Raw genomic sequence first — 15,926 nt, 5'->3', positions numbered from 1 at the left:
ACGTGTTTGCGAAGCCCGATCCTCCGCCTATTGTCGATTCCATTGGAGAGGATGCCAAAGGAAAGAATTGCCCATGAACCTGGAAATCTTGCTGGCGGAGCGGGAGATCGGACGCGCGCTCTATGCCTTCGCCCGCGCCATGGATGAGCGCGACTGGCAGGCGATCGGCTCTGTCATGGCAGAGGATGCGACCGCCGACATGGGAACAGGCCCGCTCAATGGCCGTGACGAGGTGATCGCGCTGATGCGTTCCTTCCTCGACGATTGCGGGCCGACCCAACATCTTCTGGGCAACCTCGTCGTCGATGTCACCGGGGATCAGGCGACCAGCCGCTGCTATGTCACCGACATGCACAAAGGCATGGGCGACAAGGGTTACCTGACCTTCTCGACCCTCGGCGAATATCATGATCGCTGGCGGAAGGTGGACGGTCACTGGCAGATGGTTCACCGCACGAAACTGAACCGGGCCCATATCGGCAGCATCGAAGTGCTGGGGCCGGGCCCGGCCTGATCTTTTTAGCAAGGATCGGCTGGCACCGCGGTCGCTCGTCCTCTCGCAGACGGGCGGCCCTCCTCCCCATTGGCCGCTAGAGCGCGCTGCGTTCAATCGGACGCAGCGCGCTCCAGTTTTGTTATCGCATCCTTTTAGTCGCGAAACCGGTTCCCACTTTTGCGCACGATGCTCTAGGAACCTCCCATGAGCGTTCCTTCCCTTGTCGCCCGCCCCCTTTCGATGATGCGCGCCTTCCTTGCGGCGGAAGCGGCAGGCGGCATCATCCTGATAGGCGCGGCGGCTCTGGGAATGCTGATCGCCAACTCTGCCCAATCGGCCACCTATTTCCATACGCTCCACATCGATATTGGCGGGCTCAGCCTGCTGCACTGGATCAACGATGGCTTGATGGCGCTCTTCTTCCTGGTGGTGGGGCTGGAGATCAAGCGGGAGGTTCTGGACGGACAGCTCGCCCGATGGCCCGATCGCCTGCTGCCGGGTTTGGCGGCATCTGCGGGCGTCGTCGTCCCCGCCCTCATCTACATCGCGATTAACAGGGGCGACGCGATCGGCATGCGCGGCTGGGCGATTCCCGCTGCGACCGACATTGCCTTTGCGCTCGGCGTGCTGGCCTTGCTCGGCCGCCGCGTGCCGGGGTCGCTCAAGATTTTCCTGACCGCCGTCGCGATCATCGACGACCTGATCGCCGTCCTCATCATCGCGCTTTTCTACAGCGAACAACTGAGCCTGCTGCCCCTCGCCCTGGCCGCAGCGGGCCTCGTCTGCCTCGCCCTCTGCAATCGCGCTGGGGTCAATCAGCTTTGGCCTTATCTGCTGATCGGCCTCTTCGTCTGGTTCTGCGTCCTCCAATCCGGCATCCATGCCACGCTGGCAGGCGTCGCCGTCGCGATGACCATCCCCTTGGCGCGCACGCCCGCCGCGCCCGACGACCAGCATTCGCCCCTGTCCCGGCTGGAACATGGCCTGCATCCCTGGGTCGCCTATGCCATCGTGCCGCTGTTCGGCTTCGCCAATGCGGGCGTGGCATTGACCGGCTTTTCCTTGCCCGACCTTGCAGCGCCTGTGCCGCTCGGCATCGCGCTTGGTCTCTTCGCTGGCAAGCAGGTCGGCATCTTCGGCGCGGTCTGGCTCCTGTCCCGCCTCGGCTGGGTCAGCCGCCCGGCGCATGCCAGCTGGACGCAGGTCTACGGCGTCGCCCTGCTCTGCGGCATCGGCTTCACCATGAGCCTCTTCATCGGCGGCCTCGCCTTTGCTGCCCACCCTCATGAAAGCGACACCGCCAAGCTCGGCATCCTGCTGGGCTCGCTTGCGTCCGCCACCGCCGGTTACCTCCTGCTACGGCTGGCGCCCGGCCCGATCAGAACGGAAAAAACACGCTGATCGCAGCAATCGCGACGACACAGGTGATGATGTTGAGCGGCAGGCCCACCCGCACGAAATCCATATATCGGTATCCGCCCATTTGATAGACGATGACATTGGTCTGGTAGCCAAAGGGCGTGGCGAAGGCGGCGCTTGCCGACATCATCACCGCGACCAGGAAAGGCCGGGGGCTGACCGCCAGGCTGTCGGCCAGCGCCACCGCGACCGGCGTCACCAGCACCGCCACCGTCGCGTTAGACAGCAACTCCGTCAGCACCATCGTCACAAGATACAGAACCACCAGCGCGATCAGCGGGCTCAGCCCATGAACGCTGCCGATCAGCATGCGCGAGGCATCCGCCGCCAGCCCGCTCTGTTCCATCGCGATCCCGATCACCACCATCCCCGCGATCAGGATCAGGATCTGCGGCCGCAGCCCGCTATAGGCCTCGTCCGCGCTGATCACCCGCAGCAGGATCAGCAACACCGCCCCTGCAAAGGCGCTCGCCGCAATCGGCGCGACATCGATCGCCGCCAGCCCGACCGCCGCCGCGAACACGCTGAGTGCGATCGCCGCCTTTGCGGGGTTCAGCGGCCGGGGCTCGGCGAACACCGCCGGGTCGCCCACCTGCGCGCTGTACACATGGGACGCGTCGATCGGCTGCGCTTCCCCTTCCCGCTCATCCGCTTCATGCCGCCCACCCAGCAGCCTCTTGCTGAACAGGAACAGGTACAGCCCGCCCGCCAGCGCCATCGGCACGCCCACCGGCGTAATTTCGAAAATGCCGAAGCGCGGCTGCCCGGCCACGCTGGCCATATCGTCGACGAGCAAATTGGTGGACGTCCCGATCAGGGTGCAGCATCCGGTCAATATGGTGATGTAGGACAGCGGCATCAGGAACCGCTTGGGCGACAGGCGCAGCGCATTGGCGACGTCGCGCACCACCGGCGCGCCCAGCACGACGATCGGCGTCGAATTGAGGAAGCAGGACACCGCGCCGATCATCGACAGCAGCAGCCACATGCCGGTCGCGCCCATCCGCTTGCACATCGACACCGCCATGGCGATCGCCCGGTCGAGCAGGCCCGACAGCTCCAGCGCATAGGCAATGACGAACAGCGACGCGAGCGCGATGATCGCCGGGCTCGCAAAAGCGCCCTGCACATCGACGGGCCGCACGACGCCGGTCATCAACAGCACCGCCGCGCCGGACAGGGCGACGACATCGGCGCGCACCTTGTCCCATATCAGCGCGGCGACGACGGCGGCCAGCACCAGCAGCGTCAGAACTTGGTCAATCGTCATGCGCCCCCTGCCTCGTGCCTGCTGCCGCCCCTGTCAACGCAGCAAGGCGGAAAAAGGGCGATTATCCTCTGGAGAAGGAGGACTTTTTTGCTATCAATGGCTTATGCGTGAACCCAGTGCCCGGACCAGCCGGCTCGCCATAGCCGCGGGGTTGGCCGCTTTCATCGCCATCGGCGCGGGGGGCTTCCTGCTGGGCCGCGCCACCGCGCCCAAGGCTCCGCCGCCCGCACCCGCGCCCGTCGCGGTGATCCCACCGCCCATCCCCGTCCTGCCGCAGTCGCCCCGCCTCTGGGGCCGTGCGGAGATAGCCGATCTCGCCCGCCGCGCCGCCGATGCCCTGTCATCGGGCAAGCCGCTGCCCGCCGACATCGCCGGGGCGGTAGGGCAGCGGTTCGAGCTTTCCCTTCCCTTCGGCTGCTCCGGGGAGGCGGACAAGGATAGCGCCGCCCCCATGCGCTGGCGCTATGATGAGGCGGCGGGAGTCTTGCGCGTCCATGCCATGCCGGTCGCGTGGAAGGCCGCCGACTTCGAACTTCCCCCCGGCGGCGACGGCTATGATGCCGAGGGGTTCTGGATGGAGCGCCCTTGGTCCACCAGCGACGAATGCCCCGCCGCGCCCAGGACAGCCTCTCCCGATCAGCAAGCCCCTGCGCCAGCACCCGATCAGACTCTCGCCCTCGCCCAATTCGGCCAGAATGACGGCAACGACCTCTGGCGCCAGGGCCGCCCTTTCGAGAAGGTGCTGCGCCTCGCCCCGGAAGATTTCGCCCCTTCGCGCGGTCTCAGGCTCCGCCTCATCGGCCGGATCGAGCAGGTGCCGGGGAACGGCCCCGTCCACTGCGTCCAGCCGTCAGGCGTGGAACAGCGCCCCGCCTGCGTCATCGCCGTCTCCTTGCGCGAAGTGCGCATGGAAATGCCGGGCGCCGACGCACCGCTCGCCATCTGGGAAAATCGCGGCGCGGCGGGCTCCGCCGGGCACTGAAAGCCACCCGTTCACCCGATCTCGCGCTCCGGCTCACAACAGCATGAACCATCTCCCCTGCCAAAGTGTTGGCCGGGAAAAGGAGATGCGCCATGCCCGACACCCAATCCGACAATCATGAAGAGATGATCCACGAAGACGGCTTGCCCGGTCACGAAAGCAAGCTGGAGCCCAAGCCCGAATGGGAACCTCGCTATCCCGGCTCCGGCCGCCTCGCAGGAAAGGTCGCCCTGATCACCGGCGCGGACAGCGGCATCGGCCGCGCGGTCGCCGCCCTCTACGCCCGCGAAGGCGCGGACATCGCCATCCTCTACCTCTGCGAACATGACGACGCGAAGAAAACCGCCCAGATCGTCGAAGCCGAAGGACAACAGGCCCTCACCATCGCCGGAGACATTGGCGAAAAATCCTTCTGCGACGATGCCGTGAAACAAGTCATCGACCGCTTCGGCCGCCTCGACATCCTCGTCAACAATGCCGGTGAACAGCATCCCGATCAGGACATCACCGACATTACCGAGGAACAGCTGCGCCGCACCTTCCAAACCAACATCTTCGGCATGTTCTTCCTGACCCAGGCCGCCCGACCGCACCTCAAAAAAGGCGCGGCGATCGTCAACTGCACCAGCGTCACCATGTATCAGGGCTCATCGGAACTGCTCGATTATTCGAGCACCAAAGGCGCGATCACCGCCTTCACCCGCAGCCTGTCGGAAAATCTGGTGAAAGACGGCATCCGCGTCAACGCCGTCGCCCCCGGCCCCATCTGGACCCCGCTCAATCCATCAGGCGGCGCGAGTCCGGAAAAGCTCGAACATTTCGGAGAATCCGTACCCATGGGCCGCCCCGGCCAACCCAACGAAGTCGCCCCCGCCTTCCTCTTCCTCGCCTGCGAGGACTCCAGCTACATGTCGGGGCAAGTCCTGCACCCCAATGGCGGCACGATCGTGAATGGGTGAGTGAAACAGGTAAGTCCCTCTCCCCTTCAGGGGTCGGCCAGAGGCACGTGACTCTGGCCGAGGTGCCGAGCGCAGCAAAAGCCAGAGAGGGCCCGTAAAGCCCGCCCAATCCGTCATCCCAGCGAAAGCTGGGATCTCAGGAGATGAAGCGCGATACTGCCCGAGACCCCAGCCTTCGCTGGGGTGACGGCATGAAGAACCCATCAGTTCGCCTTGCTCAAATCCACCTTCTCCACCCACTCAGGGTAGAATGTCGGCTCCCGGTTCGACCAACCCGCTGCCGTAGCCGCCGCTTCGCTGATCGACTGCAACAACGCCCGGCGCTTCTCGGGATGGAGATGCGGCAGGCTCGCCGCCGCGCAGAAGGCCCCTGGCAACCACGGCCGGGCCCCCGCCCCCAACAGCCGCTCATACAGGAAGCGATAAGCGGAAAAGCTGCTCAGCCGGTCCTGCCCCAGATCGAATGCCGATATCGTCACCAGCGGTGCCATGAAGGGCTCCATCTGATCGAGGCCGCTATCGTCGGGCACTCGCGCCTTGATCTCGTCCAGCCGCCCGTAAATGCGGGCCTGCGCACGGATGCTCGCTTCCTCCACCATGTCGCGCGACCATAGCTTCATGGCATCGCGGCGGTGGAGGCCGATGTCCAGCGATCTGCGGATGTAGCGCTGCGTGGCAGACGGGAAACTGGCGAATTCGCGCAATTCAGCCAGGGTGATTGCCCCGTCAGCCGGTCTTGCATTGGTGCCCATGCTCTTGCCCTCCGACTTCAAGTCGATCGGCAGATCATGCGCCTTTCATGGTTACTGAAAGATTAAGCGCCGGTTCTGCCGACAACTATAAGGAATCACGTTTCTTTGTGCGCTGCAACATGTAATTTTTGTGAATGCGCCGAATGGAAACGCGTGGCCCATCCTCTCCGTTCATTCCAGCAACGAAAGATAAGATAGCGCGGACAATTAATTTTCCTTCATCGGCAGCGGCGCGCCCCGCAACTCCCGCGCCAGGTCGGGCCAGTGCGACCGCCCCGCCGCGCTCGCCGCGGCCTTCTGCAATCCGCGATATTGGGAAAGCACGCTGAGCCCCAACTCCGTCAGCACCGCGCCCTCGCTCGATGTCGCGACGAGCGGCGCGGACCAGCACCGGTTCATCACGTCCACCAGCATCCAGCAGCGGCGATAGCTCATCTTCAGCTTCCGCCCGGCCGCCGAAATCGATCCCTCGCTGACGATCGCGTCGAGCAGGTCGGCCTTGCCCGGCCCCATGGCGATCTCGTCGCCACAATAAAGCTGTATCTTGATCTTGAGGCCCGGTCCGCTCATCCGCGCTCTATGGCATGGGCGGGCCGCACCGCCAATGCCGCGTCAGGGCCGCCGTTCCAGCACCGCTCCGATCATGCTGCGCCACACGGCGACGTCGCCCGCCTGCGCCATCTGCTCATCGGGTTCGCGCAGCGTGTGGAGGATCGCATAGGCATCATCCACATGGTCCTGCCAGCTCGCATCCACCGCGCCCGACGCGTGCGGATCGCTGCCCTCGCCATTCAGGCTCAGCTGGCGTCCGGCCAGCACCCGGGCAATGCGTTCGATCGCGGGAGTAGCGGAAGTCGGCATCAATAAGGCTCCTCTCACCTTTTGCAGCGTCGTGCGCTCGGCGAACCGCCCGGCCACCGCCGATCCGGTTCGCCTCGCCCATCGATCATATCATCAATATCGCCGCCGTCTATCGCCCGGCCTTCTCATCCTCATCTTCTTCTTCCTGGAAGCCCGATGAAGGAACCGGATCGCCATGATCGCCCGGCTTGGTCGCCGATGGCGGATCGGACGCATCCATGCTGTCCATCAATCCTTCTTCCAGCTGCTCCTCGGTGGTGACGGCATGGTCCTGCGCATCCGTGGGGCGCTCATCATGCGCCTCTTCACGGCTGTTGGGACGAATATCGGTCTTGTCGCTCATCTTGCTCTCCTTGGCGCAGCGAACACCGCGCGCCACGCAGGATCAACGGCCAGTCCCGATAGCCGGTTCCAAGGGAGCATCCTGAGCCAACATCACACCCCGCCCGTCATCCGGGGTAATGCTGCCAGCCCTCCTTGTTCCCCCTCCCGCAAGCGGGAGGGGGTTAGGGGGTGGGCCAGCGCAACGCCGGCGACGAAGAGCTGGTCACCCTTTAAACGCGGACACTCAATTCCCCGCGCCCGGCACCTTGTCCTTGCCAACCTCAGCAAAGCGGCTCCCGTCCTGGCCCTGCGCCTTTGCGATCGCGATAGCCATCGGCTCACGGACATGATCCACCGCCGCGATCTGGCAGGCGCGCAGATCCTTCATCGTACGCCCCGGACACACCTTCACGGCAGCGCGGCGGACACGCGCGGTCAGCTCCCGCTGACCCGACTTCTTCGACAGGTCCAGATCGCCATAGCGTACCTCCACGGTACGGCCGTTGGATTCGAACGGAATGGGGCCAGCCTGTGCCGCCGCGCCCATGAACAAGGTCGCGGACAAAGCGGCGAGCAACGCGCCGCTGCGCTTGGCAAAAAAAGTCATGATTGGTCCCCCTCAATTGAACTGCTGCGGCCTTGTCGCTCTTGAAGGCGACATTGCCCGCGATCAACCGTAAGGCTGGGACCCGTCAGTCCTCTCGGTCGGCGCAGAAATACTCCCAACAAAAGCAGCTGTCGACCCGGAAAAGCCTTGTTGTCGTAGCGTAAAACACCGTTCACCGAAATCGGCGTGAACAGTAAAACGCCCCCGGCGCAAGGGATGGCCGGGGGCGTATCCGGGATGCTGTCGGGCTATCCGGGATCTCTTCTGTCTCTGGACTCGGAAGACGCCGCCGTTACGGCCTTCCCATGAAGTTCCTTATACACCTAAACAGGTTAATTTCGCTTTCTCTTTCGACGATCCGCCGCACGCTCGCGCCGGAAAGCATGCCCCGCTTGCGAGCCGCCGCCCGCTATCCCATATCCGCGCGATAAACTTGCCCCATCAGAACAAATCTGGAACAACACGCCCCCATGAGTCTGACCACAATCTCCGTACGCGGCGCGCGCGAGCATAATCTCAAGGGCGTGGACGTCGATCTCCCCCGCGACAGCCTGATCGTCATCACCGGCCTGTCCGGCTCGGGCAAATCCTCCCTCGCCTTCGACACCATCTATGCCGAAGGGCAGCGTCGCTATGTGGAGTCCCTCTCCGCCTATGCGCGCCAGTTCCTGGAGATGATGCAGAAGCCGGATGTCGAGCATATCGACGGCCTCTCCCCCGCCATCTCGATCGAACAGAAGACGACCAGCCGCAACCCGCGCTCCACCGTCGCGACCGTCACTGAAATATACGACTATATGCGCCTCCTCTGGGCGCGCGTCGGCATCCCCTACTCCCCCGCGACCGGAGAACCGATCAGCGCCCAGACCGTCAGCCAGATGGTCGACCGCGTGATGCAGCTTCCGCAAGGCACCCGCTTCTACCTCCTCGCCCCGGTCGTCCGCGGCCGCAAGGGCGAGTATAAGAAGGAGCTGCTGGAATGGCAGAAGGCGGGCTACACCCGCGTCCGCATCGACGGCGAAATGTACCTGATCGAGGACGCCCCCGCCCTCGACAAGAAATACAAGCATGACATCGAAGTGGTGGTGGATCGCCTCGCCGTGGACGCCGACATGGGCACCCGACTAGCCGACAGCTTCGAACAGGCGCTAAAGCTCGCGGACGGCTTGGCTTATGTGGACCTGGCCGACGGGACCGTGGCCGACATTCTCCCCTCCCCTTCAGGGGAGGGGCCGGGGGTGGGGGCTATCCCCAAGCGCGAAGGCACCTTGAAAGGCGCCGAAGTCCCCCCCAACCGCATCGTCTTCAGCGAAAAATTCGCCTGCCCCGTCAGCGGCTTCACCATCCCCGAAATCGAGCCCCGCCTCTTCTCCTTCAACGCCCCGCAAGGCGCCTGCCCCGCCTGCGACGGCCTTGGCGAGCGGCAGGAGTTCGACCCCGAACTCGTCGTCCCCAACGAGCATCTCACCCTCAAGAAGGGCGCCATCGTCCCCTGGGCCAAGTCCAACCCGCCCAGCCCCTACTACATGCAGGTCCTCGGCTCCCTCGCCAAGGAGTTCGGCTTCAACCTCGAAACGCCCTGGATTGATCTCCCCCCGGAGGTCAAGCTCATTATCCTCCACGGCACCGCAGGCAAGCCCGTCACGCTCAAGTTCGTCGACGGCAGAAAATCCTACGAAGTCAAGAAACCCTTCGAAGGCGTCATCGGCAATTTGAACCGCCGCCTCCTCCAGACCGACTCCGCCTGGATGCGCGAGGAACTATCCAAATACCAGACCGCCATGCCGTGCGAGACCTGCCACGGCGCGCGCCTCAAGCCCGAAGCCCGCGCCGTCAAGATCGCGGGAGAGGACATCTCCATGTCCACCCGCCGCTCGGTGGTGGACGCGCTCGGCTTTTTCTCCACCCTCCCCGCCCAGCTCACCGACCAGCAGAACCAGATCGCCAAGGCCATCCTCAAGGAAATTGTCGAGCGCCTCGGCTTCCTCAACAATGTCGGCCTCGACTATCTGAACCTCGACCGCACCAGCGGCACCCTGTCGGGCGGCGAGTCCCAGCGCATCCGCCTCGCGTCGCAGATCGGCAGCGGCCTGTCGGGCGTCCTCTACGTCCTCGACGAACCCAGCATCGGCCTGCACCAGCGCGACAATGACCGCCTGCTCATCACCCTCAAGCGCCTGCGCGACCTCGGCAACACCGTCATCGTCGTGGAGCATGACGAAGACGCGATCCGCATGGCCGACTATATCGTCGACATGGGTCCGGGCGCAGGCGTCCACGGCGGCACCATCGTCGCGCAGGGCACCCTCAACGAACTGCTCGCCCACAAGGACAGCCTGACCGCGGATTACCTCAACGGCACCCGCCGCATCACCGTCCCCACAAAGCGCCGCAAGGGCAATGGCAAGAAGCTCACCGTCCACAACGCCCGCGCCAACAACCTGCAAAACGTCACCGCCAGCATCCCGCTCGGCACCTTCACCTGCATCACCGGCGTCTCGGGCTCGGGCAAGTCCAGCTTCACCATCGACACCCTCTACGCCGCGTCCGCCCGCACCCTCAACGGAGCCCGCATCGTCGCAGGCCCGCATGACAAGGTCACCGGCCTTGAACATTGCGACAAGGTGATCGACATCGACCAGTCGCCCATCGGCCGCACCCCGCGCTCCAACCCGGCGACCTATACCGGCGCCTTCACCAACATCCGCGACTGGTTCGCGGGCCTCCCCGAAGCACAAGCGCGCGGCTACAAGCCCGGCCGCTTCAGCTTCAACGTCAAGGGCGGCCGCTGCGAAGCCTGCCAGGGCGACGGCGTGCTCAAGATAGAGATGCACTTCCTCCCCGACGTCTATGTCACCTGCGACGTCTGCCACGGCGCGCGTTACAACCGCGAAACGCTGGAGGTGAAGTTCAAGGGCCACAGCATCGCCGACGTGCTCGACATGACGGTCGAGGACGCGGTGGAATTCTTCAAGGCCGTCCCCCCCATCCGCGACAAGATGGCGATGCTCGCCGAAGTGGGCCTGGGCTATATCAAGGTCGGCCAGCAGGCCACCACCCTGTCCGGCGGCGAAGCCCAGCGCGTCAAGCTCGCCAAGGAACTCTCCCGCAGAGCCACCGGCCAGACCCTCTACATATTGGACGAGCCAACCACCGGCCTCCACTTCGAAGACGTCCGCAAACTGCTCGAAGTCCTCCACGCCCTGGTCGAACAGGGCAATAGCGTGGTCGTGATCGAGCACAACCTCGACGTCATCAAGACCGCCGACTGGATCATCGACATGGGCCCCGAAGGCGGCGTCAAGGGCGGCGAAGTCGTCGCCGAAGGCACGCCGGAGAAGGTCGCGAAGAACGCCCGGAGCTTCACCGGGCGCTATTTGGCGCCGCTGTTGGGGCTGGAGGCGGTTGCGGCGGAGTGACCAACTACTTGCTTTAATTGACCAACATTAGCAAAGCGGCTGTAAAGGCGAGCTTGGATGAAGGTCAACTAAGGACGATGCACTCTCCTAAATTCTCCGCGAAGGTAAAAACGCTCTCAACCAGCATAAATGGTGCGAGCCTTGCCTACTCGTGGAAGAAAAAAGTCCGCGATGATTTGAAGAGACAAATCATCCCCGATCCTATCGAATATCTCGACCTGCATGTAAGCCATCCTGCTGTTTGCGCAGCCATCGCAACAGAGATACACGCCGGGAGCTATGTTCCTTCACACGTAACTCGTCTTACGTCGGAAAAATCACAGGGTCTGTGTAGATTGCTTGTTCTGCCGGACCCACGAGATGCGCTCGTGCTGCAAGTGCTTGCAGACTCCCTCTGGTCTGAACTCAAACAAGCCGCGCCATCAGATAAGTCGTTTTATGCGCCTAAAGATCATGCTTTTTCAAAGCCAAAAAAAGGTCTCGAGGATGAATATGGACCAATAGGCGTATGGCTAAAATTTCAGAGAGAGATTCTGGGATTTTCTGACAGATATAAGTATATAGTGGTAACAGATATCGCAAATTACTATGATTGGATTAGATATTCAGGCCTAAGATCTGTACTTACCGATCTTATTGACACCAAAGAGATCGTTTTAGATATCCTTATTTCGATATTAAAGGCTATGATCTGGCGGCCTGATTACATGCAGAATGATGATCTCGGTTTGCCACAATGCGACTTCGACGCAGCACGGATGTTAGCTCACACATTTCTGTTTGAAGCAGACGGATTGCTGAAAGACTATCCAGGCATTGAGTTCGCACGATACATGGATGATATCGACATCGGAGCCAACAATCTGGCCGATGCGAAAAAGGTATTGCGAGATTTAGACCTCACGCTTCAAAGCCGCCATATCCGCCTTAACTCTGGCAAAACCCGAATTCTGTCTGCGGAAAAAGCTAAAGAACATTTTTGCATCTACGAAAATGAGCTTGTTGATAAAATCGAGAAAAAACTGAACGCGCATTTATCGGCCGGTACGCTCACAACTCGTCAGCAAAACCTTCTTCCATGGCTGATGGATCGCTGGTGGAAAAAAGGCGTCTTCCATAATGGCAACGGCTCTAAGATACTAAAGCGTCTTATCAATTACTCGCGAATTTTTGACGCTCCTTTAAAGGAGCATATATTCCGAGAAGCGTTCCTCAACATGCCCGGCATGCGAGAGACTCTAATGCGTTATGTCTCGCGGTCATCCGACCCTACAACTGCCATGAAGATCGTGACATTGTGCCTGAAAACAGGTCAGATCGTAGACGACGTGACATACCTCCGGATTGCGAACGCTTTCACCACCGCCCGATACACCAAGAAGATAAATAAGCGAATTTTGCATGAATTCATATCTTCGTTCGACCAAAGCAATCCGTTTGGACTGTTATCTGCCTTGTTGATCGCCTCAAGGTTCTTCAGTCACACTGAACTGCGAAAGATGATCGATGCCGGTGAGCACACATGGCGCACAGAACCAATTATTATCCGCGGGGTGGCCGGCTTCCTGCCTTATCTGAGAGGCCATCGAACCTACGCCCCTGTTAGAGCAAGGCTAGAAAAAATCGGCGGTCGCTCTTCAGCAGACGTAATAAACTTCTTGGATCATATGGTGTTCGGGGAAGAATTTTCTAAAATCAAAAACTTTATCAAGGCACCAAATCCATCTTACATCAACGGACTAACCCATCAAAAATTTGGAATGATATTAGGATACTTGTCTAATCTGAACTTCTCAAAAGCAGATAAGGCCAAATTTCTTCTCAAGCATACTACTATGCGTCGAGACGTATATTATCGCGCAATAATCGATCAAAAGATGCGGACACTCCCCTAGTGGGCATCATGCACTTCGAGCGGTTCTCCAAGGGCAACCAGCGACCACATATCGTTCCCATTTTGTTCTGTCCTACAACCCCTCACCCCTGATACCGTCCCGGCAAACCCTCCCCTAAACCGGAGCTTTGCCCATGTCCTACCACTTTCCCCCGCTCCCCACCGCCGCCGAGCAAGTCCGCGCCGACGGCTGGAGCCCCGCGCGGCAGCGGCAGTTTCTGGAAACCCTCGCCGCCACCGGCGTCATCACCACGGCTTGCGACGCCGTCCACATCTCCCCCCGCGCCGCCTATGCCTTGCGCATCCGCCGCGACGGCGCGGCCTTTCGCCTCGGCTGGGACGCGGCCATCCTCATCGCCCGCGCGCGCCTCGCCGACGAACTGCTCGCCCGCGCCCTCACCGGCCATGAGGAAGTGATCCGCAAGGACATGGACGCAGGCGAAATCACCCGCCACCGCCACGACAACCGCCTCGCCATGTCGATGCTCTCCCGCCTTGACCGCATGGCCGACAGCCCGCCCGAAGGCTCTGACGCCGCCCTCGCCCGCGTCGTCGCGCAGGATTTCGCCGCCTATCTCGACATGCTCTGCCCGGAGGAACAGCCACGGCAGTCCGCGCCCGAACAGGCCCCGGCGCAGCAGGACCAGCCCGGCCTCGCCCCGCCCACAACCCCCGTCACGCCGGACATGGACGAAGCCGCCTCACACGACGCCAGCCTGCGCGATCCCGCACTTGGCCCATGCATCGAAGCCACCGCCACCGCCCTTTCCCCCGGCGCTTCCGCCGCGCTCTTCATCGCCGCCCGCATGGCGCTGCATGAGGGCAAAAAGGCCGCCAATGCGGGTCAGGCCCACCCCTTCCATGAACAGTGTGAACTTCGCCCGCCGCTGGTCGATCGCGCCACCCTTCCGCCCGACGAAGCTGCCGCGCGCCTGCGCGGCACATGGTGGGATGAGGAGCGCGAAGCCTGGCGCACCGACTATCCCGCCCCGCCCGGCTTCGACGGCGAAGAGAGCGGCGACATATACGACATAGACGGTTATGAGCGCGACCTGACCCCGCAGGAAAGCGAAGCCCTGGCCGCAATGGAGGAAGCCCAGCGCCGCCCCTATGAGGCCGCCGCCGCATTGGCGCGCGACGCCTTTTTCGGTTTCACGGCGTTGGAACAGGCGGGGTGATGGGATGGCAGGAGGCTTGCGGCAAATTCACCGTGCTCCTGCGTAGGCAGGAGCCTAGTCCAGACGCTGAGTTTCCAAACAAGGGCGGGACTGGGTTCCTGCCTTCGCAGGAACACGCTCTACCATTTCAGCACCCCAGCAATCCCCCGCCCTTGCAATCCGCCCACCCCCTCCCCACATCTCCACTGCTACAGACGCAAATCGACGGTCTTTCGGCGCTTTGCGGCACCAAACTTCCTTCTTTCCCTGCCCCTCTAGCGACCGGTCCGTCCACGCTGGATGGGCCGTACGAACGAAGGAACTACCATGAGCATCACCGGAACCGTCAAATTCTTCAACGCCGACAAGGGCTATGGCTTCATCGCCCCTGACGACGGCACCCCCGACGCGTTCGTCCACATCACCGCTGTCGAGCGCGCTGGCCTTGCCACGCTGCGCGAAAAGGACCGCGTATCCTATGATCTGGAACAGGACCGCCGCGGCAAGATGGCGGCCGTCAACCTTCAGCACGCTGAATAAGCCTCTGCCGAACCGTCCGGGCGCGGCTTTGCAGCGCCCGGGCACCATTTTTCGAGAAAGGAGCGCCCATGACCCACCCCGACTATCGCGCCCTCGCCGCCCAGGCCCGCAGCGAAGCGGACGCCGCCACTCTCGCCAATGTCCGCGACCGCTGCCTCCGATCGGAGGCCGGCTTCCTCGCCATGGCAGAGCGGCAGGATCTCGCCGACCGCAACCGCGCCCGTCGCGAAGCCGCCGCCGCCGCGCTCGCTGAAGAAAATGCTGCCGCTGCGCCGTCCGACGACGCCTCTAACGAATTGCAGGCCCAGCAGGCCCCCGCCGACGCCTGATCATAGCGGGGCCATGCTGCCACCCCCCCGGACGGGCCAAGGCAGGGCGCCCCTCATAAGCACCGCTGGCCGCTGCGCGAAGCCTCACCCCGCCGCTCCCGATGATGGCGGCGATGCTGGCAACAGCCTCCCGGAATCGCGCTTTTCCGCCATTTCGCTCAAGCGGCTCGCAATCGCCCATCCGGAAATCGCCACAGCCGCTCATCTTGTCGATTACTCCCAAAGCGCCCGGAACTCGACGCCTCCTGACCGGTTATCCCCGCGAACCTGGCAGATATTATCCGGTAAGGAGCTACACCAAATGATCCGCACTCTGATTTTCGGCGCCATCGCCGGTTATGTCGGCAAGAAACTGTATGACGAAGGCAAGCTGACCGAGTTCAAGGATGACCTCGTCGGCCGCTACAATCAGGTACGCGGCGACCTTTCCAGCCGTACCGGCAGCTCCAGCAGCAGCAGCCTCAGCGGCAGTGACATGTCCCCCGCGGTCACCTCAACCGCCCCGCGCCAGACGCCGTCCAGCTCGCCCCTCGTCAGCTGAACGGAACAGCGTTCCGCCGCGCCCTTACATTCCAGCGGCGCGGCGCTGGCTGACCGGCGGCAAAACCGCTGCTCGACGTCACGTCGAAAGCTGACGCTTCAAAATTTCTCTTCCGGCGGCTCATCCCTCTGGCCGCTGGCCACCGCCCGCCCGGCTCCGCGTTCTCCCCCCTTTCGCGGCGCTGTGGCGGGCGGACTAATGTCCGCCTCTCCACAATCGCGCGACGCCATCCTCTCCGAACGCAAAAAGGGCGCAGCCCCGCCACGCCCTTTCAATGCCGCAACAGCGACCGGAGAGAGCAAGCTCCCTCCGGCACCATAATCACAGCTTGCCAGTCAACTCCGGCACGACCTTGAACAGGTCACCGACCAGTCCG

Annotated in this window: 16 protein-coding genes; 10 read left to right on the top strand and 6 right to left on the bottom strand. The window is 62.6% G+C overall.

Annotated features, from left to right (window positions below; all coding sequences use genetic code 11):
* The first annotated feature begins 73 nt into the window (after positions 1 to 73).
* Both SPHS8_RS00080 and nhaA read left to right on the top strand, forming a co-directional pair.
* The gene (locus SPHS8_RS00080) at positions 74 to 514 is read left to right on the top strand and encodes a nuclear transport factor 2 family protein (RefSeq protein WP_236574892.1); all 441 of its coding nucleotides are present in this window, start codon (positions 74 to 76) and stop codon (positions 512 to 514) included.
* A gap of 186 nt (positions 515 to 700) precedes the next feature.
* On the top strand, positions 701 to 1,897 hold the full coding sequence (gene nhaA, locus SPHS8_RS00075; protein ID WP_201513381.1) for a Na+/H+ antiporter NhaA: 1,197 nt from the start codon (positions 701 to 703) through the stop codon (positions 1,895 to 1,897).
* Here the strand turns inward: nhaA and SPHS8_RS00070 are convergent.
* Positions 1,875 to 3,185, bottom strand: a complete 1,311-nt coding sequence (locus SPHS8_RS00070; RefSeq protein WP_097091108.1) for an SLC13 family permease — start codon at positions 3,183 to 3,185, stop codon at positions 1,875 to 1,877. The two genes, nhaA and SPHS8_RS00070, sit on opposite strands and share 23 nt — an antisense overlap.
* A 103-nt stretch (positions 3,186 to 3,288) precedes the next feature.
* Here SPHS8_RS00070 and SPHS8_RS00065 point away from each other — a divergent pair, with 103 nt between their 5' ends.
* Both SPHS8_RS00065 and SPHS8_RS00060 read left to right on the top strand, forming a co-directional pair.
* Positions 3,289 to 4,167, top strand: coding sequence for a hypothetical protein (locus tag SPHS8_RS00065; protein WP_201513380.1), 879 nt, complete (start codon positions 3,289 to 3,291; stop codon positions 4,165 to 4,167).
* Positions 4,168 to 4,259: 92 nt separating this feature from the next.
* Complete coding sequence (locus tag SPHS8_RS00060) at positions 4,260 to 5,126, top strand: SDR family oxidoreductase (RefSeq protein WP_201513379.1); 867 nt, start codon at positions 4,260 to 4,262, stop codon at positions 5,124 to 5,126.
* 203 nt (positions 5,127 to 5,329) lie between these two features.
* Here SPHS8_RS00060 and SPHS8_RS00055 read toward each other — a convergent pair whose 3' ends face one another.
* The 5 genes from SPHS8_RS00055 to SPHS8_RS00035 all read right to left on the bottom strand — a co-directional run bounded on the left by SPHS8_RS00055 (position 5,330) and on the right by SPHS8_RS00035 (position 7,670).
* Entirely contained in the window at positions 5,330 to 5,878 is a 549-nt protein-coding gene (locus tag SPHS8_RS00055; RefSeq protein ID WP_201513378.1) for a hypothetical protein, read from the bottom strand.
* 207 nt (positions 5,879 to 6,085) lie between these two features.
* Positions 6,086 to 6,448, bottom strand: a complete 363-nt coding sequence (locus SPHS8_RS00050; RefSeq protein WP_201513377.1) for a winged helix-turn-helix domain-containing protein — start codon at positions 6,446 to 6,448, stop codon at positions 6,086 to 6,088.
* Positions 6,449 to 6,490: 42 nt separating this feature from the next.
* Positions 6,491 to 6,739: a hypothetical protein gene (locus SPHS8_RS00045; RefSeq protein ID WP_201513376.1), complete on the bottom strand. Its 249-nt coding sequence runs from the start codon at positions 6,737 to 6,739 to the stop codon at positions 6,491 to 6,493.
* A 109-nt stretch (positions 6,740 to 6,848) separates the two neighbouring features.
* Complete coding sequence (locus tag SPHS8_RS00040) at positions 6,849 to 7,082, bottom strand: hypothetical protein (protein ID WP_201513375.1); 234 nt, start codon at positions 7,080 to 7,082, stop codon at positions 6,849 to 6,851.
* Between the two features lie 225 nt (positions 7,083 to 7,307).
* Complete coding sequence (locus tag SPHS8_RS00035) at positions 7,308 to 7,670, bottom strand: UrcA family protein (protein WP_201513374.1); 363 nt, start codon at positions 7,668 to 7,670, stop codon at positions 7,308 to 7,310.
* Positions 7,671 to 8,140: 470 nt separating this feature from the next.
* Between SPHS8_RS00035 and uvrA the strand changes: the two genes are divergently transcribed.
* The 6 genes from uvrA (at position 8,141) to SPHS8_RS00005 (ending at position 15,550) form a co-directional block, all read left to right on the top strand.
* On the top strand, positions 8,141 to 11,089 hold the full coding sequence (gene uvrA / locus SPHS8_RS00030) for an excinuclease ABC subunit UvrA (protein WP_201513373.1): 2,949 nt from the start codon (positions 8,141 to 8,143) through the stop codon (positions 11,087 to 11,089).
* Positions 11,090 to 11,142: 53 nt separating this feature from the next.
* Positions 11,143 to 12,984: an RNA-directed DNA polymerase gene (locus SPHS8_RS00025; protein ID WP_201513372.1), complete on the top strand. Its 1,842-nt coding sequence runs from the start codon at positions 11,143 to 11,145 to the stop codon at positions 12,982 to 12,984.
* A 133-nt stretch (positions 12,985 to 13,117) separates the two neighbouring features.
* Positions 13,118 to 14,161, top strand: coding sequence for a hypothetical protein (locus SPHS8_RS00020; protein WP_201513371.1), 1,044 nt, complete (start codon positions 13,118 to 13,120; stop codon positions 14,159 to 14,161).
* A gap of 306 nt (positions 14,162 to 14,467) precedes the next feature.
* Positions 14,468 to 14,680, top strand: a complete 213-nt coding sequence (locus SPHS8_RS00015; protein ID WP_097092702.1) for a cold-shock protein — start codon at positions 14,468 to 14,470, stop codon at positions 14,678 to 14,680.
* Between the two features lie 68 nt (positions 14,681 to 14,748).
* Positions 14,749 to 15,009, top strand: coding sequence for a hypothetical protein (locus SPHS8_RS00010; RefSeq protein ID WP_097091098.1), 261 nt, complete (start codon positions 14,749 to 14,751; stop codon positions 15,007 to 15,009).
* A 301-nt stretch (positions 15,010 to 15,310) separates the two neighbouring features.
* Positions 15,311 to 15,550 carry a hypothetical protein gene (locus SPHS8_RS00005; protein WP_201513370.1) on the top strand — a complete coding sequence of 80 codons (240 nt, stop codon included), beginning with the start codon at positions 15,311 to 15,313 and terminating at the stop codon, positions 15,548 to 15,550.
* Positions 15,551 to 15,926 lie beyond the last annotated feature (376 nt).

This window comes from Sphingobium sp. S6 (assembly GCF_905120495.1).
Taxonomy (GTDB): domain Bacteria; phylum Pseudomonadota; class Alphaproteobacteria; order Sphingomonadales; family Sphingomonadaceae; genus Sphingobium; species Sphingobium agri.
The sequence above is the reverse complement of the archived record's forward strand: the minus strand, read 5'-3'. Positions and strand labels throughout refer to the sequence as shown.